At 50.1% G+C, this 17,954-nt stretch carries 18 protein-coding genes; 4 read left to right on the top strand and 14 right to left on the bottom strand.

Going from position 1 to position 17,954, the window contains the following annotated elements; all coding sequences use genetic code 11:
- Positions 1 to 131: 131 nt before the first annotated feature.
- The 3 genes from rnr (at position 132) to cysE (ending at position 4,242) form a co-directional block, all read left to right on the top strand.
- Positions 132 to 2,627 carry a ribonuclease R gene (gene rnr, locus ACO0LC_RS13245; protein ID WP_423003759.1) on the top strand — a complete coding sequence of 832 codons (2,496 nt, stop codon included), beginning with the start codon at positions 132 to 134 and terminating at the stop codon, positions 2,625 to 2,627.
- A 36-nt stretch (positions 2,628 to 2,663) separates the two neighbouring features.
- The gene (gene rlmB, locus ACO0LC_RS13240) at positions 2,664 to 3,395 is read left to right on the top strand and encodes a 23S rRNA (guanosine(2251)-2'-O)-methyltransferase RlmB (RefSeq protein ID WP_423003757.1); all 732 of its coding nucleotides are present in this window, start codon (positions 2,664 to 2,666) and stop codon (positions 3,393 to 3,395) included.
- Positions 3,396 to 3,495: 100 nt separating this feature from the next.
- Entirely contained in the window at positions 3,496 to 4,242 is a 747-nt protein-coding gene (gene cysE, locus ACO0LC_RS13235) for a serine O-acetyltransferase (protein WP_423003755.1), read from the top strand.
- A gap of 9 nt (positions 4,243 to 4,251) precedes the next feature.
- On the opposite strand, the gene ACO0LC_RS13230 is transcribed toward cysE, so the two are convergent.
- The 14 genes from ACO0LC_RS13230 to fliF all read right to left on the bottom strand — a co-directional run bounded on the left by ACO0LC_RS13230 (position 4,252) and on the right by fliF (position 17,298).
- Positions 4,252 to 5,787, bottom strand: coding sequence for an NAD(P)H-hydrate dehydratase (locus ACO0LC_RS13230; protein ID WP_423003753.1), 1,536 nt, complete (start codon positions 5,785 to 5,787; stop codon positions 4,252 to 4,254).
- 3 nt (positions 5,788 to 5,790) lie between these two features.
- Positions 5,791 to 6,594, bottom strand: coding sequence for a flagellar biosynthetic protein FliR (gene fliR / locus ACO0LC_RS13225; RefSeq protein WP_423003751.1), 804 nt, complete (start codon positions 6,592 to 6,594; stop codon positions 5,791 to 5,793).
- Between the two features lie 21 nt (positions 6,595 to 6,615).
- A complete protein-coding gene (gene fliQ, locus ACO0LC_RS13220) occupies positions 6,616 to 6,885 on the bottom strand; it encodes a flagellar biosynthesis protein FliQ (protein ID WP_423003749.1) in 270 nt (89 codons plus the stop codon).
- An 8-nt stretch (positions 6,886 to 6,893) separates the two neighbouring features.
- Positions 6,894 to 7,652: a flagellar type III secretion system pore protein FliP gene (gene fliP, locus ACO0LC_RS13215; RefSeq protein ID WP_423004218.1), complete on the bottom strand. Its 759-nt coding sequence runs from the start codon at positions 7,650 to 7,652 to the stop codon at positions 6,894 to 6,896.
- A 33-nt stretch (positions 7,653 to 7,685) separates the two neighbouring features.
- Positions 7,686 to 8,090 (bottom strand): flagellar biosynthetic protein FliO, encoded by a 405-nt coding sequence (gene fliO / locus ACO0LC_RS13210; RefSeq protein WP_423003747.1) that lies wholly within the window; start codon positions 8,088 to 8,090, stop codon positions 7,686 to 7,688.
- Positions 8,091 to 8,122: 32 nt separating this feature from the next.
- Entirely contained in the window at positions 8,123 to 8,551 is a 429-nt protein-coding gene (gene fliN / locus ACO0LC_RS13205) for a flagellar motor switch protein FliN (RefSeq protein ID WP_423003745.1), read from the bottom strand.
- Positions 8,544 to 9,545 (bottom strand): flagellar motor switch protein FliM, encoded by a 1,002-nt coding sequence (fliM, locus tag ACO0LC_RS13200; RefSeq protein ID WP_110253184.1) that lies wholly within the window; start codon positions 9,543 to 9,545, stop codon positions 8,544 to 8,546. The genes fliN and fliM overlap by 8 nt, the downstream gene beginning before the upstream one ends.
- Positions 9,546 to 9,549: 4 nt before the next feature.
- A complete protein-coding gene (fliL, locus tag ACO0LC_RS13195) occupies positions 9,550 to 10,056 on the bottom strand; it encodes a flagellar basal body-associated protein FliL (protein ID WP_423003743.1) in 507 nt (168 codons plus the stop codon).
- 350 nt (positions 10,057 to 10,406) lie between these two features.
- Complete coding sequence (locus tag ACO0LC_RS13190; protein WP_423003741.1) at positions 10,407 to 12,026, bottom strand: flagellar hook-length control protein FliK; 1,620 nt, start codon at positions 12,024 to 12,026, stop codon at positions 10,407 to 10,409.
- A 20-nt stretch (positions 12,027 to 12,046) separates the two neighbouring features.
- Positions 12,047 to 12,487, bottom strand: coding sequence for a flagellar export protein FliJ (fliJ, locus tag ACO0LC_RS13185; RefSeq protein ID WP_423003739.1), 441 nt, complete (start codon positions 12,485 to 12,487; stop codon positions 12,047 to 12,049).
- Positions 12,488 to 12,519: 32 nt separating this feature from the next.
- Positions 12,520 to 13,908 carry a flagellar protein export ATPase FliI gene (gene fliI / locus ACO0LC_RS13180; RefSeq protein WP_423003737.1) on the bottom strand — a complete coding sequence of 463 codons (1,389 nt, stop codon included), beginning with the start codon at positions 13,906 to 13,908 and terminating at the stop codon, positions 12,520 to 12,522.
- Between the two features lie 40 nt (positions 13,909 to 13,948).
- Positions 13,949 to 14,623, bottom strand: a complete 675-nt coding sequence (locus ACO0LC_RS13175) for a flagellar assembly protein FliH (RefSeq protein WP_423003735.1) — start codon at positions 14,621 to 14,623, stop codon at positions 13,949 to 13,951.
- Positions 14,616 to 15,611, bottom strand: a complete 996-nt coding sequence (gene fliG / locus ACO0LC_RS13170; RefSeq protein WP_423003733.1) for a flagellar motor switch protein FliG — start codon at positions 15,609 to 15,611, stop codon at positions 14,616 to 14,618. Before fliG ends, ACO0LC_RS13175 begins: the two co-directional genes overlap by 8 nt.
- Positions 15,604 to 17,298: a flagellar basal-body MS-ring/collar protein FliF gene (gene fliF / locus ACO0LC_RS13165; protein WP_423003731.1), complete on the bottom strand. Its 1,695-nt coding sequence runs from the start codon at positions 17,296 to 17,298 to the stop codon at positions 15,604 to 15,606. Before fliF ends, fliG begins: the two co-directional genes overlap by 8 nt.
- 202 nt (positions 17,299 to 17,500) lie before the next feature.
- Between fliF and fliE the strand changes: the two genes are divergently transcribed.
- Positions 17,501 to 17,857, top strand: coding sequence for a flagellar hook-basal body complex protein FliE (gene fliE, locus ACO0LC_RS13160; RefSeq protein ID WP_423003729.1), 357 nt, complete (start codon positions 17,501 to 17,503; stop codon positions 17,855 to 17,857).
- Positions 17,858 to 17,954: the final 97 nt, after the last annotated feature.

The following is a 17,954-nucleotide window of genomic DNA, read 5'->3' as shown; positions in this document are numbered from 1 at the left end:
AGGCATTTGTCAAGATGAGCTACTTGAGCAATACAAGAATTGTTAGGCGAAAGAGGTTTGCTACAGTAAACTATGGCCTGATGAGATTTTGGCGTGAGCCAAATTAACTTTTTTAAGAAAAAATACAAAATTTGAACAAGCATTTATACCCCATCCCCAGTCGCGAAGAGATACTGGGTGTTCTACGTACTAACACGGCAAAAATGACAGCTACTGCGATTGCAGAGGCACTGTCAGTGAAACCTGAGGAGTTAGATGGCATGACACGACGTTTAAGCGCGATGGAAAGAGATGGCCAAGTCAAAGTAGATAAAGGTGGAAGTTATTCCATCGCCAATCACGATAATTTCATCAGCGGTAAAGTCAGCAGTCATCGCGAAGGCTATGGTTTCCTGATACCTGATGATGGCAGTGAAGATCTGTTCTTGCCTGAACGCGAAATGCAAAAGGTCTTACATGGTGACCGTGTCATGGCACGTGTCGTCGGTACTGACAGGCGTGGTCGCCTTGAAGGTGGCATACTTGAAATACTTGATAGAGCCAATACCCATGTGCTAGGCCGCCTGTTAAATGAAAACGGCGTCTGGATAGTTGCGCCTGAAGACAAACGATTCAGCCAGGATATCTTGCTGACGGGCGCACCAGGCAAAGCCAAGGCTGGGCAGGTGGTAAGTGTGGAGCTGACTGAGCAGCCTACCCGCTATGCGCAACCGGTAGGCAAGATCGTTGAAATACTGGGTGATGTTGATGACCCAGGTATGGAAATCGAAATCGCTGTCAGAAAATTTGGCGTGCCACATGAATTTTCTGAAGCTGTCAAAAAAGCGGCAGCCAAATTGCCGTCAGAAGTCAGGGAGAGTGATCTGGCTGACCGCGTCGATCTGCGCGATATTCCACTGGTGACTATCGATGGCGAAGATGCCCGTGATTTTGATGATGCGGTTTACTGTGAGCCAGTCAAGATAGGCCGCAGCAAGGGCCACAGGCTCATCGTCGCGATTGCCGATGTCAGTCACTACGTTAGCCCCAACGACGTGTTGGATGAAGAAGCCTTGTTGCGCAGCACCTCGGTATACTTTCCGCGCCGGGTCATACCGATGCTGCCAGAGCGTTTGTCGAATGGTCTGTGCTCATTGAATCCTGATGTTGATCGCCTGACCCTGGTCTGCGATATGGTGATTACCCAGGATGGTGAGGTCACGGCTTATCAGTTCTATCCTGCAGTCATCCACTCTGCTGCACGCTTCACGTATACCGAAGTGGCAGCCATACTAGGTAATACCAAGGGGCCTGAGGCTGCCAAGCGCCTGACCCTGGTGCCGCATCTTTTACATCTGTATGAAGTCTTCCAGTCTTTGTTGAAAGCCCGCCATGCACGCGGTGCCATCGATTTTGAAACGACTGAAACCTATATTGTTTGCAATCCATCAGGCAAGATAGAAAAAATCCTGCCACGCACGCGCAATGATGCGCACAAGCTGATAGAAGAATGCATGCTGGCAGCCAATGTCTGTGCTGCGAATTTGCTGGAAACCTATAAGCATCCTGGCACTTATCGTATTCATGCTGGCCCGACCAAGGAGAAGCTGACGCAGGTCAGAAATTTCCTGAAGCAGGTAGGCCTGTTCCTCAGCGGTGGCGATAAGCCTTCGGCATCGGATTATGCCGAGCTGATGAATAAAATCAAAGGTCGGCCAGATGCGCCCTTGTTGCAAACCATGTTGCTGCGCTCCATGCAACAGGCTGTGTATAGCCCAGACAATATCGGCCACTTCGGCCTGTCTTATGATGCCTATGCCCACTTCACCAGCCCGATACGCCGCTACCCTGATTTGCTGACGCACAGAGCTATCAAGGCGATTTTGCTGGGACGTAAATACGAACCTAAAGGTATTGATCTTAGTCAGCTCAATACCTCCGTATCAAACGCCGCCAGGAAACAGCAGATCGCTGACAAGGCAGCAGGCAAGCAGAAAGAAGAGAGAGAGCAAACCATCTGGGATGCGCTGGGTGTTCACTGTTCTGCCAATGAGCGCCGTGCTGACGAAGCTTCGCGCGATGTTGAAGCCTGGCTCAAGTGCTACTTTATCCGTAACAAGATAGGTGAAGAATTCACTGGCATGATTACTGGCGTCACCCAGTTTGGTATCTTTGTCCAGCTTGATGAGATTTTCATTGAAGGCCTGGTGCATGTGACCGAGTTGGGTGCTGATTACTTCCAGTATGACGAGGCGCGTCATGAGCTGCGCGGTGAACGTACTGGCAAACGGTATCAGTTAACAGACAAAGTCACGGTGCAAGTCAGCCGCGTAGACCTAGACGCTCGAAAGATAGATCTGGCGATAGTCCATCCTGCATCAGCACGTTCTGCCGGAGTTAATGATAGCCGTGTAACAGCTTCGAATGAGAAAAATCGCAAGGGTGCAGCAACTGCAAAAAAAGCAGCGCTTGTGCCCGAAGACAAAGTCGTTGCGAGCCGTACCAGGTCTGGCAAGATAACATCGGCTAAAAAAGTAAAAGAAGAAGGTTTTTCTGGTGGGCGTCGTCAGAAATCTGCTCCCGCAGCTGCTAGTGGAAAGAAGAAGACGGCTACTGTTAGCGGTAAGTCAGCAAAGAAAAGACGTTAGTATCTCAAAGAAAAAGCATGTAAAGAAAAGAATGAAATGAAAAGTAAAATGATTTTTGGTTTCCATGCGGTGACCTCGCGGATCCGTCATGAGGCTTCCTCTGTAGAGGAAATCTATGTGGATTCTTCCCGCGTTGATGGTCGCATGAAAGACTTGCTGCAAGCAGCAAAAGCTGCCGGTGTGCGCATCATTCCGGCAGATGACCAGCGCCTGAGCAATATCGTCGGTACTCGCCGTCACCAGGGCGTCGTTGCCAAGGCGAGTGAGTTGTCATTGGCACGCAATCTCGATGAATTGCTGGATGCGATCGATGGCCCACCTTTGTTGCTGGTGCTCGATGGTATTACCGACCCGCATAATCTGGGTGCCTGCCTGCGTGTGGCTGACGGGGCTGGAGCGCATGCGGTAATCGCGCCTAAAGACAGGGCTGTAGGTTTGAATGCTACTGCCGCCAAGGTAGCCAGCGGTGCTGCTGAAACTGTGCCTTATATCACCGTGACTAACCTGGCGCGTACTCTGCGTGAATTGAAAGATCGTGATATCTGGTTGGTTGGCACTACAGATGAAGTCGAAAAAAATATCTATGATGTTGATTTCAAAGTTGGTTGCGCCATCGTCATGGGTTCGGAAGGTGAGGGCATGCGTCGCCTGACGCGTGAAACCTGCGATATGCTGGTCAGTGTCCCCATGTTCGGTTCTGTAGAAAGCCTGAATGTCTCCGTGGCCTCAGGTGTCTGTCTGTACGAAGCCCGTCGCCAGCGTCTGTAAGCCTGTAGCGTCTGCTGCCCGGTGATTTTGGACAGCGGACGCAGCTTTTTCAGAAATACGCTACTATCTTATTCCCTCCCGTTATAACACTATAAATTTCATGTTTGACCGCCTGAGAGAAGATATCGCCAGTATTATCAAGAAAGACCCTGCCGCCCGCAATGCCTGGGAGGTGGTCACTTGTTATCCTGGCTTTCAGGCTATCCTCATGCATGCCTGGGCACAATGGTGCTGGGAGCGTGGTTTGAAATGGCTGGGCCGCTTCATCTCCCATATAGCCCGTGTACTGACCGGTATAGAAATCCACCCTGGTGCAACCATAGGTCGCAGAGTATTTATAGACCACGGTTTTGGTGTGGTTATTGGTGAAACAGCAGAAATCGGTGACGACTGCACGATCTACCAGGGCGTGACCTTGGGTGGGACATCCTTGTCGCGCGGTGCAAAACGCCATCCTACTCTTGAAGCCGGTGTTATCGTTGGTGCAGGTGCCAAGGTGTTGGGTGGTTTTACCATAGGCGCTGGTGCCAAGATAGGGTCTAACTCTGTAGTGCTCAAGCCTGTTCCTGCTGGCGGCACAGCAGTTGGTAATCCTGCCCACGTCATCAAAAAAGAAGTTGCATCGGCAGATTCAGAAACTGCGCATTTGTTTACGGCTTATGGCGTGACGCAAAACAGTGATGATCCGATTTCCAAAGTTTTGCATAAGTTGATAGACCATGCTGCTGCACAGCAAGAGCAGATAGAGAAGTTATCAATCGCCCTGGCACATGCTGGTATTGTTTGTGATGCTGCGTCGCAGGCAGAAAAACTGAACACTGAGCAAATCAATAGCCTGGTTGATTGAGCCTTACACTCAAGACAAATAGGCAAATCTATTGATATTGGCCCTGATCACGGGTAGAAGTTCACTGGCCGTCAATCCTATTGGTCCTGTCCCACTGGCTACCAGTTCATCAGCAGCCTGACCATGTACCCAGGCTGCAATCCGGGCCGCATCCATGGCTGTGCAGGCTTGTGCCAATAAAGCGCCTGCGACGCCTGCCAGTACGTCCCCAGTACCTCCGCTGGCCAAGGCAGGGTTGCCTGTCGTATTGATGAGTAAATTCCCATCGGGGTCACATATCACACTGCCTGAGCCCTTGAGTATGACAAGAGCATGATATTGCTGTGCCAGTTCGTGAGCGGCCTGCAGGCGATTATTTTGAATATCGCTGACTTTTTTATTGAGTAAGCGGGCGGCTTCCAATGGGTGCGGAGTGATGATACATGGACCACTTCTGGCGTTCAATAATTTCTGCAGTGCTTTATCCGCTGCCATCAGGTTCAGGGCATCTGCATCAATGACCAGTGCCCTGGCAGTTTGCAGTGCTGTGCTCAGTAATGCATGCGCCCTGGCTGACGTACCCAGTCCTGGGCCTATGATTACGCAGGCATCTACCATATTGATGTCCTCAGCCAGACGAAACATGATTTCAGGGTGCAGGCTATCATAGACAGGTGCTTCTGCCAGCATGCTGCAATACACTCTTCCAGCCCCTGAAAACTGGGCGGCCCTTGCGGCGAGTATGGCCGCCCCAGCCATGCTCCTGGCACCGCCAAGTACAATGACATCGCCAAAGCTGCCCTTGTGACTATTTTGCTTGCGCGGCGCTAGCGCTGATAGCAGGGAAGCACGTTCGTTCAGATGGCTATGGCATGCGGGGAAAAAATCTTCAGGAATATCCAGCTTGTTGACGCTGACCTTGCCAGCAAAATCCTTGCCGGATGCAGTATGCAAGCCGGGTTTGTTCGCAATAAAGGTGATGGTATGGCTCGCTTGAATGATGGCAGCATCAGGACTGACAGGCTGCCCCGTATCTGCATGCAGACCACTGGGAAGATCTATCGCCAACACCGGTATGTTTTTTTCATGCGTGAACTGGTTGATGAACTCTATCAAGCTGGCGATCTCACCTTCAGGAGCGCGCTTCAATCCTATGCCAAATAGGCCATCAATGACCAGTCCCCAATTTTGCACGGGTTCCGCAAAGAGCGTGTCAATATCCAGAAATAACAGGTTCGCAGTCTTTGCTTTTGCCAGGGCTGCTTGTGCATCTTCAGGATAGCCTTCAGTTTGACCACATTGGATGCAAGTGACTGTATATCCCTGCTTTGATAGTTGATAGCCAGCCTGGTAAGCATCGCCACCATTATTGCCCGGGCCTGCCAGCACCAGTATGGGTGTCTGCTGATCCCCGGCTATTATCTGGATCGCCAGTTGTACTACTGCCAATCCAGCTTTTTGCATCAGGCTGATATCGCTTTGATGGGCTAGCGCCTGGTCTTCTATAGCGCGTATCTGTTCCACGCTATATAGCCTTGCATCAAAAGTGTAGGACTGTTTTCGCATGACTCACTTGTGAGGTGGCGTAAGCAAGGGGGCGGTTTGGCCTAGCGACTGTATCATCTCTATGCCACTCTGGAACAGGTTTTGCAGGGGCAGCAACAGGTAAGGCATGATCAGCGCCAGCATTAAAAAACCTGTACCTATGGTAATGGGAAAGCCTATGCCAAACAAATTCAATTGCGGCGCGGCGCGTGTCAATATACCCAATGCAACGTTGGTGACCAGCAGAGCGGCGACGATGGGCAAGGATAAATGCATGCCTACGCTGAAAATTTGCTCTCCCCAGATCGCCAGTTTTTGGTAATTCAGACCGGTTTGGAATGAGGTGGAAATCGGTATGGTCTGGAAACTCTCTACCAAAGCAGCCAGCATGGTCAGATGTACATTCAGCGTCAACATCAGCAAGGTCGAGGTCAGCACCAGAAATTGTGCAATGGCTGAAGATCGCCCCTGCGTCTGGGGATCAAAAAAGGTGGCAAAGCCCAGGCCCATGGTGAGGCCGGAAACCTCGCCAGCCATTTCTATGGCAGAAAAGACCACGCGCATGACGAAACCCATTCCTAATCCAATGATGAGTTGTTGGCCTAGTACCAGAATGCCATTCAGCGACACGGGATCAAGGTCGGATACGGCTGGCAAGTTGGGTGTGACGATGAGGGATAATACGATGCCCAATGCAATTTTGATTTGTACAGGAACGGTATTATTACCAAACGGCGGGGCGACAGCGATCAGGCCCAGTATCCTGGTCAAGGGCCAGATAAAGGAATTGATCAGCGCAATCAGCTCATTGCTGGAAAAGGAAATCATGAGTCAGCAATGGCTGGTAAATCAGGCTGCCATGGTGGCAATGCTGGAAAACATCTGGCGCATATAATCCATCAAGATAGAAAGCATCCACGGTCCGGCAATGATGAGGGTGACAAAAATACCTATCAGCTTGGGAATAAAGGACAAGGTGGTTTCATTGATCTGTGTAGCTGCCTGAAAGATACTGACAACCAGCCCTATGCCCAATGCTACTAATAATAAGGGGGCGGATACCAGCAAAGTGACTTCCATGGCCTGGCGGCCTAATGTCATTACGCTATCGGGTGTCATGGTGAACCTCAGTAAAAACTTTGTGCAAGTGAGCCTATCAATAATTGCCAGCCATCCACCAGCACAAATAACATGAGCTTGAAGGGCAGTGACACAATCGCAGGTGAAACCATCATCATACCCATGGACATCAGCACACTGGCTACCACCATATCGATGATGAGGAAGGGGATGAAAATGGCAAAACTGATTTGAAACGCTGTTTTCAGCTCACTGGTAATAAAGGCAGGTATCAAAATTCGCAAGGACACATCTTCTGGCCCCTGTAATTGAGGCGAATTGGATAATTTGACATACAGCGCCAGATCAGTCTGCCTGGTTTGCTTCATCATGAATTGCTTCAGGGGGGCTGCGCCTTTATCCAAAGCGTCCTGCATGGTGATTTTGTTTTCAGTAAAGGGCTGATAGGCTTCGGCATAAATTTTGTCGAACACCGGGCCCATGACAAATAAAGTCAGGAACAGGGATAAGCCCACCATCACTTGATTGGGTGGCGCTGATTGTGTACCAAGCGCCTGCCTGAGCAAGGACAAGACGATGATGATGCGGGTAAAACTGGTCATCATCAACAGTGCTGCCGGCAAAAAACTCAGTGCGGTCAGGAACAGCAGGGTTTGTATGCTGAGTGAGTAATTCTGCCCTCCGCCAGCTGCAGGGGTGCTGGTAATAGCTTGCAGGCCACCATTGGCCTGGGCAAAAGCCATTTCTGGCAGCAGCAATCCACACAGTGATAAAGCCAGCCAGACTAGCGGCAAATAAGAGCGCATAGTTTTCATGCAATGTGTTACCCGGTTACCTGGTTACTTGTTGTCAGATCGCTCTGCTGATCGCTTATCCAGCGTGCGCTTGAGCCAGGCAGAAAATGGATCATTGGCGGCTGCTTGCGCAGACTGGTTCAGCAATTCTTCTTGTTTGGGCATGCTGCCCAGGCTATTGATATTGTTTGCCGTCACACCCAGGATCAACCACTGATCGCCGACCTCCACCACCATCACCCGTTCGCGATTGCCTACATTGATGCCGCCTATGATCTTGACCGGGATTTTGTTGCCCACATTCATGGGGCCCAGACGTCGCATTAGCCAGGCTGCCATGACGACCAGCCCCAGTACCAAAAGCAGGGCAGACGCAATTTGCAATAAACCGGCACTAGGTGAGACAGGGGCAGTTTCTGCCGCAAACGAGCAATTGCTGATTGCGGCCATCGTCACCAATAAAAAATAGCGCAATGCCCTCCTCATTTGTTGAGCTTGCGTATGCGTTCGGCAGGCGTGACGATGTCCGTCAGGCGGATACCAAACTTATCATTCACCACGACCACCTCACCCTGAGCAATCAGGCAGCCATTGACCAGTACATCCATAGGCTCACCCGCCAGGCCATCAAGTTCGACGACAGAGCCTTGCGCCAGTTGCAGCAGGTTTTTGATGGCGATTTTGGTACGGCCCAGTTCTACCGTCAGTTGTACCGGGATATCCAGGATAAAGTCGATGTCATTATGGGTTTCAGGCGCAGTACTGCTCTTGCCGCTGAATTCTTTAAAAATAGCAGCACTGGCTGGTGGTGCTTCGGCTTTTTCAGCTGCAGCAGCTTCTGCTCTTTCCTGCTCTGCAATCGCAGCACCCCAATCATCTTCACTGATGGGTGTTTCGCCGTTGTCATCCATGGTTTTCTCCTTGTGCTACTTCCTGTACGCTGGAACTGATCAACTTTTCCACGCGCAAGGCATACTGTCCGTTAAATACACCATATTTGCACTCCATGACTGGAGTACCATCTACTTTTGCCGAAATGATCTCTGGTATCGAAAGAGGAATGATATCGCCTTCTTTCATATTCAGTATATCGCCCAGAGTGACACGCGTGGTGCCCAAATCAGCAACTATCTCGACTTCTGCTATCTGTATCTGTTGCGTCATCAGACGCACCCAACGTTTATCCACCTCCAGGGTTTCACCTTGCAGGCTACTGGTCAGGATGTCGCGTATGGGTTCTATAGTGGAATAGGGCATGCACAGATGCATTTCGCCACTGACTGGCCCCAGTTCTATCGTGAAGGTCGTGGATACCACGACTTCATTTGGTGTCGCAATATTGGCGAACTGGGTATTCATCTCGGAACGGATATATTCAAATTCTATGGGATAAACCGGCTCCCAGGATTTGGAATACGTCTCGAAAATGATTTCCAGGATGCGGTGGATGATACGTTGCTCAGTCTGGGTAAAATCACGACCCTCAACACGGGTGTGAAAACGGCCATCACCACCAAACAGATTATCCACCAGCAGGAATACTAGGCCAGGATCAAGCACGATCAAGGAGGTGCCACGCAAGGGCTTCATGTGCACCAGATTCAGATTGGTCGGCACCACCAGGTTACGGATGAATTCGCTGTACTTTGAGACTCTTACGGTGCCAACCGAAACCTCGGCACTGCGGCGCAGGAAGTTGAACAGGCCTATCCGCAATAAACGGGCAAAACGCTCATTGATAATTTCCAGTGTCGGCATGCGACCGCGGACGATACGCTCTTGGGTCGCAAGATTGTAGGGCCTGACACCAGAGGTATCCTCCAGCGATTGCGAATCGTCCTGATCTCCCGTGACGCCCTTCAAAAGGGCATCAACTTCTTCCTGGGAGAGAAAATTATCTGACATGGCTTTATTGAACTACAAAAGACGTGAAGAAAACACCACTGACTTTTTGTGGCTCACCTTTAGCGGTAAATGGCTGGGCAACTTTTTCTATAATGTCATTGACCAGTTTTTCTTTGCCTTCAGACGACAAAATCTCAGTCGAATCCTTGCTCGACAATAGCAATAATAAGCGGCTGCGTACTTGTGGCATGTTGGCCTTGATTAAATTGACTTGTTCTTCATCCTGTACTTGCAGTGTCATGCTGATTTGCAGGTATTTGTCACCGCCATCAGATTGCAGGTTGACGGTAAACGGTTCCAGCGCCAGAAATACCGGTGCCTTTGCTGGCTCAGTTTTATGCTCTTTCTCTTTTCCGGCTGAATTCTTTTTAGATAAAAACAGGGCAGCACCACCGCCTGCAGCGACCAATAAAAAGACAACAGCAGCAATGATGATCAGGAGCTTCTTTTTTGATTTTCCTGCTGCAGGTACATCCCCTGCCTCTGCTGCTTTGGCTGGTGCTTTCGCCATGGTTTTCCTCTCTGTAGGCATTGAATGCCATGATTTTTAAGTATTATCCCTGATCGCAGGCAGCTAATATCCAAGAAAAAGAGGGCGTATTTCAGCTTAGCTCTGTAGTTTGCAAGGCGGCCTCAAACACTGTGCTGCGAAAATCAGGCTTTTCACGATCATTCTACATGTATGTGCAGGCTTTTTTCCAGAGTGCAGAGAGCTATCGTACCGAGGACGAGCGAATGTTGTGTGCCAGATGGTGAAATCTGCACTTGTTGCAATAGCGATTGGGCTAACAAGTGCAGGTTCCGGGATGAGATACGGCTAAGATGCAGCTAAATAAGCGAGGTCGGCAATTGTCTGGGCGTTCAGGCGAAAGTATCTACCAGGCCATTATTGGTTTGTATCCTGGCTGGCGTGGCGTTGCCAACGGTGTTGATAGTGCTGTTGTCAGCAGTATTGTTGCCAGCCCTTGGTGTTGCGATCGTCCTTGCCTGTTGCTGAGCGAAATTTTGTCCCTGACCAGCAGCCTGGGAATTAACAGAAAAGCCTGTTAATTGCACACCGGCATCGCTGAGCATTTGTTTCAGGCGAGGCAGGGCAGCTTCCAGTGCTTCCCTGACTTCTGGTTGTGCAGAAGTGAAGCTGGCATTGGCCTGGTCATTGCTGACCTTCAGGACGACCTGTAATGGCCCAAGGTCTGGCGGGTTCAGGGTTAATTCTGCTGACTGCAAGCCTTCTCCCACCATCCAGACCACTTTCTGGCCTACCGCCTTGTCCCAGCCATTGCTGCCTACACGTGGCGCGATTTGTTCTGCGGCTAGTGCTGCTGCATTGAGCTGTGTGCTGCTGACAGCATTGGCGGCTATGGCGGGTGGAGCGATGACTTGCTGGCTATCTTTGCTTGCAGGATTTACCTTTAGCTCAGAAATACGCTCTGCAAGGATATCCTTGGCTTGCGCAATGTCATTGGCAAAGGTTTTTGGAGCGTCGCTGGTGCTTGCTGTGGGTCGGGTATCTGTGAGCTTATCACTCACTTTTTGGCTCAGGTCGAGCTCATTAAGTTTAACTTCGCTGGTTTTTTCTGCCCCAGTATCGACTTTGTCTGTTGCTGCTCGGGTGCTTGCGGCCATGGGCTGGGTTACACGAATATCTTGTGTGGCAGGCGTTAATGTAGCGACGCTGTCAGCAGTAATATCGCCGGATTTGTTTTTTTCTGTACTGGCCGCAGATGCTACTGTTTTCAAGCTAAATTCAGGCAATTTATCCGTGCTTTGAGTTCCAGCCGTATTGCTTATGATTTGCGCGGCAATAGTCGCCACCACTTCAGGTTTTGCAGTAGTGTCAACCTGGTCTTGTGGCAAGCTTGCTGAAACGGTAGGTTTTGCCTGCGCGCTAGATTTATCGAGTGCGTCTACAGCAGATTGGACTAATGTAGCAACCGCACTGCCATCGGGCATATCGCTTATGGTCGTTGCATCGATATTGGTAATTGCTGGCAGGCTGTCGTTTTTACCCGCATCCACTATTGCGGTAGCCTTGCTCTTGCTGGCATCGACAGGAATTGGTACAGCATTAAGATTACCTACCAGTGCCAATATCTGGCTGCTCAGGTCACTCTCTTTTTTTGTACCGTCTTCTTCTTTGACTGAAGTGCCATCTGCATCAGTGTCGTCAGTTTTTTCTGTTTTTCCAGATACGGGTGCGGTACTGGCATTGTCATTATTGGCCAGTTTGTTGCCAGTGTTGGCATCGTTATTATTGGCATTGACGTTAGTATTGTTGCTGTAGTTATTATTGTTATTGACCGGTGGCGGGGCTTTGGCGACGGGGCGCGCTACTTCAACTTCCGGTTTTCTTGCACTGGAAATTTCTTTATTGAGCATTTGATTGAAGCTGACTTCAGAACTGCTCGAAGAATTGCTTTTACCTGACTTGACAGTTGTACCTGGTTTGTCTATTGCCGTCAGTATGTTATTTGCTTGCATTTGAGGTACCTGTCAATAAATTAGCGCTTGTAGAAGAGGGCGCGGGCAGCCATTTCGTCGGTTTGCTTCTGATCCCGTTTTGCTTCTTTTTTTTGCTGTACCGTTTGCGCACGGTTTTGCAAAGTGTCGTAAGACAAGCGTTTTTTTTCGCTCGCCTGCCATTCTCTTTTTGCCATCACAATACGATGTTCCGCATCCTTGACGACCTGTTTTTGTCCATCAATGGCAGAGTCCAGTTTGGCCAGAAACGACAAAAAATTAGTATATTGTGAAACACTCAATCCTTTTGCCGCACCGTCCTGCAGTCTTTGTGCATAATCATCGCGATATTGTTGCAATAACTGCAGTTTTTTCTCGGTATCTTCATGCGCACGGATGGTCTTGCCCAGAAGTTTGGCGGCATCGTCAACTTCTCTCTCAGTAATTTCTATCAGTGTAGTAATTGGTGATTTCAACGCCATGATGAATTAAGTATAGTCGCTGCGAGAAATTTCTATCCGTTGAATAGAGCCTGAAGTTGCCCCAAGCTTTCGGGAATGCTGCATTTTTCAGTGATATCTTGCTGCAAAAAAGAAACTATTCTGCCGTTGAGGCGAATTGCTTCATCAAGCAAGGGATCAGACCCAGGCGAATAAGCGCCTACACTGATCAAATCACGGCTACGCTCATAGCGGGAATACAATTGTTTCAGTCTTCTGGCCAGGGCTTGATGTTCTGGTGTGGTAATGCTGTGCATGGCGCGGCTGATCGATTGTTCAATATCAATGGCGGGGTAATGCCCACTCTCTGCCAAAGTCCGGTTCAAGACGATATGGCCATCCAGAATGGCCCTGGCAGCATCGGCGATCGGATCTTGCTGGTCATCACCTTCAGTCAATACGGTGTAGAAGGCTGTAATTGAGCCACCGCCCGATTTGCCATTCCCAGCCCTTTCTACTAATACCGGTAGTTTGGCGAAAACAGAGGGGGGGTAGCCCTTGGTTGCCGGTGGCTCGCCAATTGCCAGGGCAATTTCCCTTTGTGCCATCGCATAGCGGGTGAGCGAGTCCATGATCAGCAAGACGCTACGGCCCTGGTCACGAAAATACTCGGCTATCGTTGTTGCATATGCGGCCCCTTGCAAGCGCATCAGGGGGGGGGCATCTGCCGGTGCTGCCACCACGACGGAGCGCGCCAGGCCTTCAGCACCAAGAATTTGTTCTATGAATTCCTTGACCTCACGACCCCGTTCACCGATGAGGCCGACGACAATAATATCTGCGGCGGTATACCGTGCCATCATGCCTAGCAAGACGCTCTTACCTACACCTGAACCAGCAAACAAGCCCAGGCGCTGGCCACGGCCTACGCTGAGCATGCTATTGATGGCGCGCACCCCTACGTCCAGGGTATCGACGATAGGAGCACGCTCCAGCGGGTTATAGATGCGTGCACCCAAAGGCGCAGACTCATGTGTTCCTAATGGACCCAGTGTATCGAGAGGGCGGCCATTGCCATCCAGTACGCGGCCCAGTAATTCATACCCTACTGGTAAATGGCGGCTTCTGTCACTGGGTCGACGGCGCGGGTGATTGACGATTTCATGGGCTTCGGGTTCAGCAGGGAAGACGGGCGCACCCGGAGTGACGCCATCAAGATCGCTATGTGGCATCAGAAACAGCCGGTCGCCATCAAAGCCGACAACTTCAGCATCAATTTTTGCGCCACTTTGCAAATGAATGGAGCAGGCACTACCGACTGGCAATCGTAAACCGACTGCCTCCATGACCAGGCCAGTGACTCTGGTAACGCGGCCCGACATGGTGGTGGTCTGGACATGCGAAATTTGCTCGCGACTGAGATTAAGTTTGGATTTCCAGTCCTTGATAAAGCTGTCTTGCATGGTTGCTTGCCTATTCCGGCCTGTGGGTGCCTACTGTGGCCTATTTTCGGGGGCTGATTTGCATGCTGTCGAGCAGCTTGTGCCAGCGCGTGGAGTAACTGGCATCCACCAGATTATGCAAGGTTTCAAGCTTGCAGCCACCACGCTCCATATGGGCATCCGCAACGATGCGCCAACCATCTTCGCTGAGGGTTTCACCCAACTGGTCTTTGACTATCGTTGCGTCCTCAGGGTTGAGGTGTATCTGGGCAGGTTGTTGCACGCTGGCCAATTGTGCTATGGCATCTTGCACGATAGGCAATATGACATTGGGGTCTGCATCAAGTTTGGCTTTTAACATGGTTTGCGCCAAGTCCAGAGCCAGTTGCATTAATTCATTGCCCATGTGCTGGGATGCAGAATGCAATTGTCCGGAAAAGGTCTGTGCCAGTTGTTGCAATGACTGGATTTCGGCGTGTACTTGCTCCATGGTTTCTGCGTAGGCAGTTTCCTGGCCATCTTTCAGTCCGCGTTCATAAGCCTCTTTGTAGCCTGCAGCAAAGCCCTCCTGCTTGGCCGTCTCCCTGGCTTTTTCTGCTTCCATGCGTTGCTGGCTCGCGAGCTGGGCAGTGATAGCCCTGACTTCTTCCACTTGCGCTGGGCGATTGTCGCCAAAAGAAGCCATTTCCCATCTTTGAAACGCTGTCATGTCACCAGAACGCACGGGGTTAGACATAGGCGTCCTCGCCTTTGGCACCTAGCATGATCTGACCTTCGTCGGCGAGACGCCTGACGATGAGCAAGATTTGTTTTTGCTGTGCTTCAACTTCAGAAAGGCGTACCGGACCTTTGGATTCCAGGTCTTCGCGCATCATTTCTGCTGCACGCTGCGACATATTCTTGAAGATTTTTTCACGCATATCCTGGTTCGCACCTTTCAGGGCGACGATCAGGGAATCGGACTGCACTTCCCTGAGCAATAGTTGTATGCCCTTGTCATCAATTTCCAGGATGTTATCAAAGACAAACATTTCATCCATGATTTTCTCGGCCATATCGCCATCGTACTTGCGCAAGTTATCCATGACCGACGCTTCATTTTCACCGCTCATGAAGTTCAATATCTCTGCTGCTGCGCGCACGCCGCCTATGGATTTTTTCTTCAGGCTTTCATTGCCGGTCAGCAGCTTGGTCAGCACGTCGTTCAATTCACGCAAGGCAGTAGGCTGGATACCATCCAAAGTGGCAATGCGCAAGACGATGTCATTGCGCAGGCGCTCGGTAAATTGATTCAGAATTTCGCAAGCCTGATCACTTTCCAGGTGAACCAGGATGGTGGCAATAATTTGTGGATGCTCGTTCTTGATCAGTTCAGCTACCGAGGGAGAATCCATCCACTTCAGGCTTTCTATGCCGCTAGCGTCCTTGCCGCCCAGAATCCGGTTTAACAGCGAAGCAGCCTTGTCGTCACCCAAGGCCTTCGTCAGTACATTACGGATGTACTCGTCTGAATCCAGCCCAACGGAGGAGCTGAGATCTGCCGCTGACTTGAATTCATCCAGGACTTTGGCGATAGCCTCATGCGGAATGGCACCGATCGCTGCCATGGCAGCACCAATCTTTTGCACTTCGCGTGGGCCAAGATATTTCATGACCTCGGCGGCTGCATCTTCACCCATTGCCAACATCAGGGTGGCGGCTTTTTGAACTCCATCTTCACTCATTGCTGACCCATGCCTTTACGACGTTAGCTACAATACGGGGATCGTCTTTTGCCAATTGTTTTGCCATTTCCAAGTTCATTTCATAGGTGGAACCATGTCTGGTGTTTTGCAATTCTGCTTCTTTCGACAAGTTCACAATGGCAGCTTCTTCTTCCTCTTTTTCTGCTTCTTCCTGGGCGCGTTTTTCAGCTTCGATTGCTTCCAGGGTCTCTTTGTCCTTGCCCATCATCTTAAGTAACATGGGTTTCAGGAAGCCAAAAAACAAGTAGGCAATGACAATGGCAACACCGATGTATTTGGCGATTTCCTTAGCCATTTGCAATATATCGGGCTGTTTCCACAGTGGTAAATCTACTATAGGCTCTTTTTCAGGGCTGGCAAAGGGGCTGTTGACCACGTTCAAGGTGTCGCCACGGTCTTTGTTGAAGCCCATGGCCTCCCTGGTCAGATCGGTGATCTGGGTTTTTTCTATATCTGTCAGGGGGCGTGTTGAGGTTTTGCCATTTTTATCTGTTTCCGTCTTGTAATTGATGACGACAGCGACTGAAAGACGTTTCACGCCACCCATGGGTTGCTGGGTATAACGTATGGTTTTGTCGACTTCAAAATTCATGGTCGAGTCTTTTTGCATCAGCCCTGAATTCGATGCTGTCGCACTTTGGGTATTGGCAGCACCACTCGCTACGATGGGTGCAGTGGCTGGCACTGGCGGTTGATTGCTTAGCGCGCCAGGGATGCCGGATGGGTTGCCAGCTTTATTGTAGGATTCGCTGGTTTGCTGACTGCGTATGGCGGATGCTTCAGGAGGAGAGTTAGGTTTATAGCTTTCTGCCGCTTGCTCGGTACGGGAAAAATCAATATCGGCAGTTGCCTCGGCCCTGACATTATTGGGGCCTACGATAGGGGAGATAATCGACTCTATGCGCTTGATGATGTTTTGCTGGTATTCCTGTACATACTTGAGCTGGGACGGGTCCAGGCTATTGTTTGCCATCTGCTTGGTGGGATCAGAGAGTAAGTTGCCATTCTGATCAACAAGGGTGACATTTTTTGCTGACAATTCAGGAACACTGCTGGCCACCAGGTGAATGATGGCGCTGACTTGCTGTTGATCCAATATGCGACTAGGGTAAAGATTCAATAAGACCGAGGCCGTCGGTTTTTGCTGGTCACGGATAAACACTTGCGATTTTGGAATGGCCAGATGGACACGGGCGGTTTGAACCGCAGACACGGCTTGAATTGAGCGTGCCAGCTCACCTTCCAGGGCGCGTTGAAAATTGACTTGTTCCAGAAATTGGGAAATTCCCAATTTTTGATTTTCCATGAGTTCAAAGCCTACATTACCGCCTTTAGGCAAGCCTTGTGCTGCCAATTTAAGGCGTACATCATGTACTTGATTGGCGGGCACCAGGATGGCATTGCCACCATCTGAATATTTGTAAGGAATGTTTAATTGTTGCAGCGAGGCAACGATAGCGCCGCCATCCCTGTCATTGAAATTGGAAAACAAGACTTTGTAATCTGGTTGCTGGCTCCATAGCCATACGCCTATCATAATGGCAACTGTGATGGCAGCACCGACGGACAACATGATGTTGCGTGTCACTGGCGTTTGCGGCAATCCAAATAAGCCCGGAAGTGCAGGGCCAGGTGGGGCAATTGCTGTATTTTCTGCGGTTGCCATGGTTCACCTTGTGCGAAGTAATGTGTCAGTGGATTGCATGCTTGCTATTCCAGATATGGTTTTTTCCTTGATATCGATTGTCCACCGAATTGCTTAAATCAAACCTGGGAAAAACGAGGCCTTTACTGCTCTTTTCCAAGCTCACGTTTGCTTTTCAACTGTTAATGTAGCAATGGTAAAAGTCCACTATAGAGGTGATGTAATGAAAATGGGAGGCATAGACACAAGTCGCATTGAGGCCATGGTTGCGCAACTAAAGGCTACCGCTACCAAGATGGAAGCGAGTACTGGCCTGGGTCTGGGTGTGAATCAAACAGACAGTCCGGCACCGGGCAGGCTGGACTTTTCAGAAGCCTTGAAGGCTTCTTTGGAAAGTGTGAATCAGTCACAAGTCAGTTCGCAACAGCTGGGACAAAAATTCGCCATGGGGGATGACAAAGTCAGCTTGTCTGATGTCATGATCTCCATGCAGAAGGCCAATATCTCTTTCCAGACGACTGTGCAAGTCAGAAACAAACTGGTATCAGCCTATCATGACATCATGAACATGCAGATATGAAAGCATCTCAGTTTGCAGTCAGGCCATTTTGGGGGATGCACTGCATTGATTGCAACTAATAGCCCGGCTATTCACTGCCGGGCTTATTCTCTCTTCT

Source organism: Undibacterium sp. JH2W, from assembly GCF_049340425.1.
Taxonomy (GTDB): Bacteria; Pseudomonadota; Gammaproteobacteria; order Burkholderiales; family Burkholderiaceae_D; genus Undibacterium.
The sequence above is the reverse complement of the archived record's forward strand: the minus strand, read 5'-3'. Positions and strand labels throughout refer to the sequence as shown.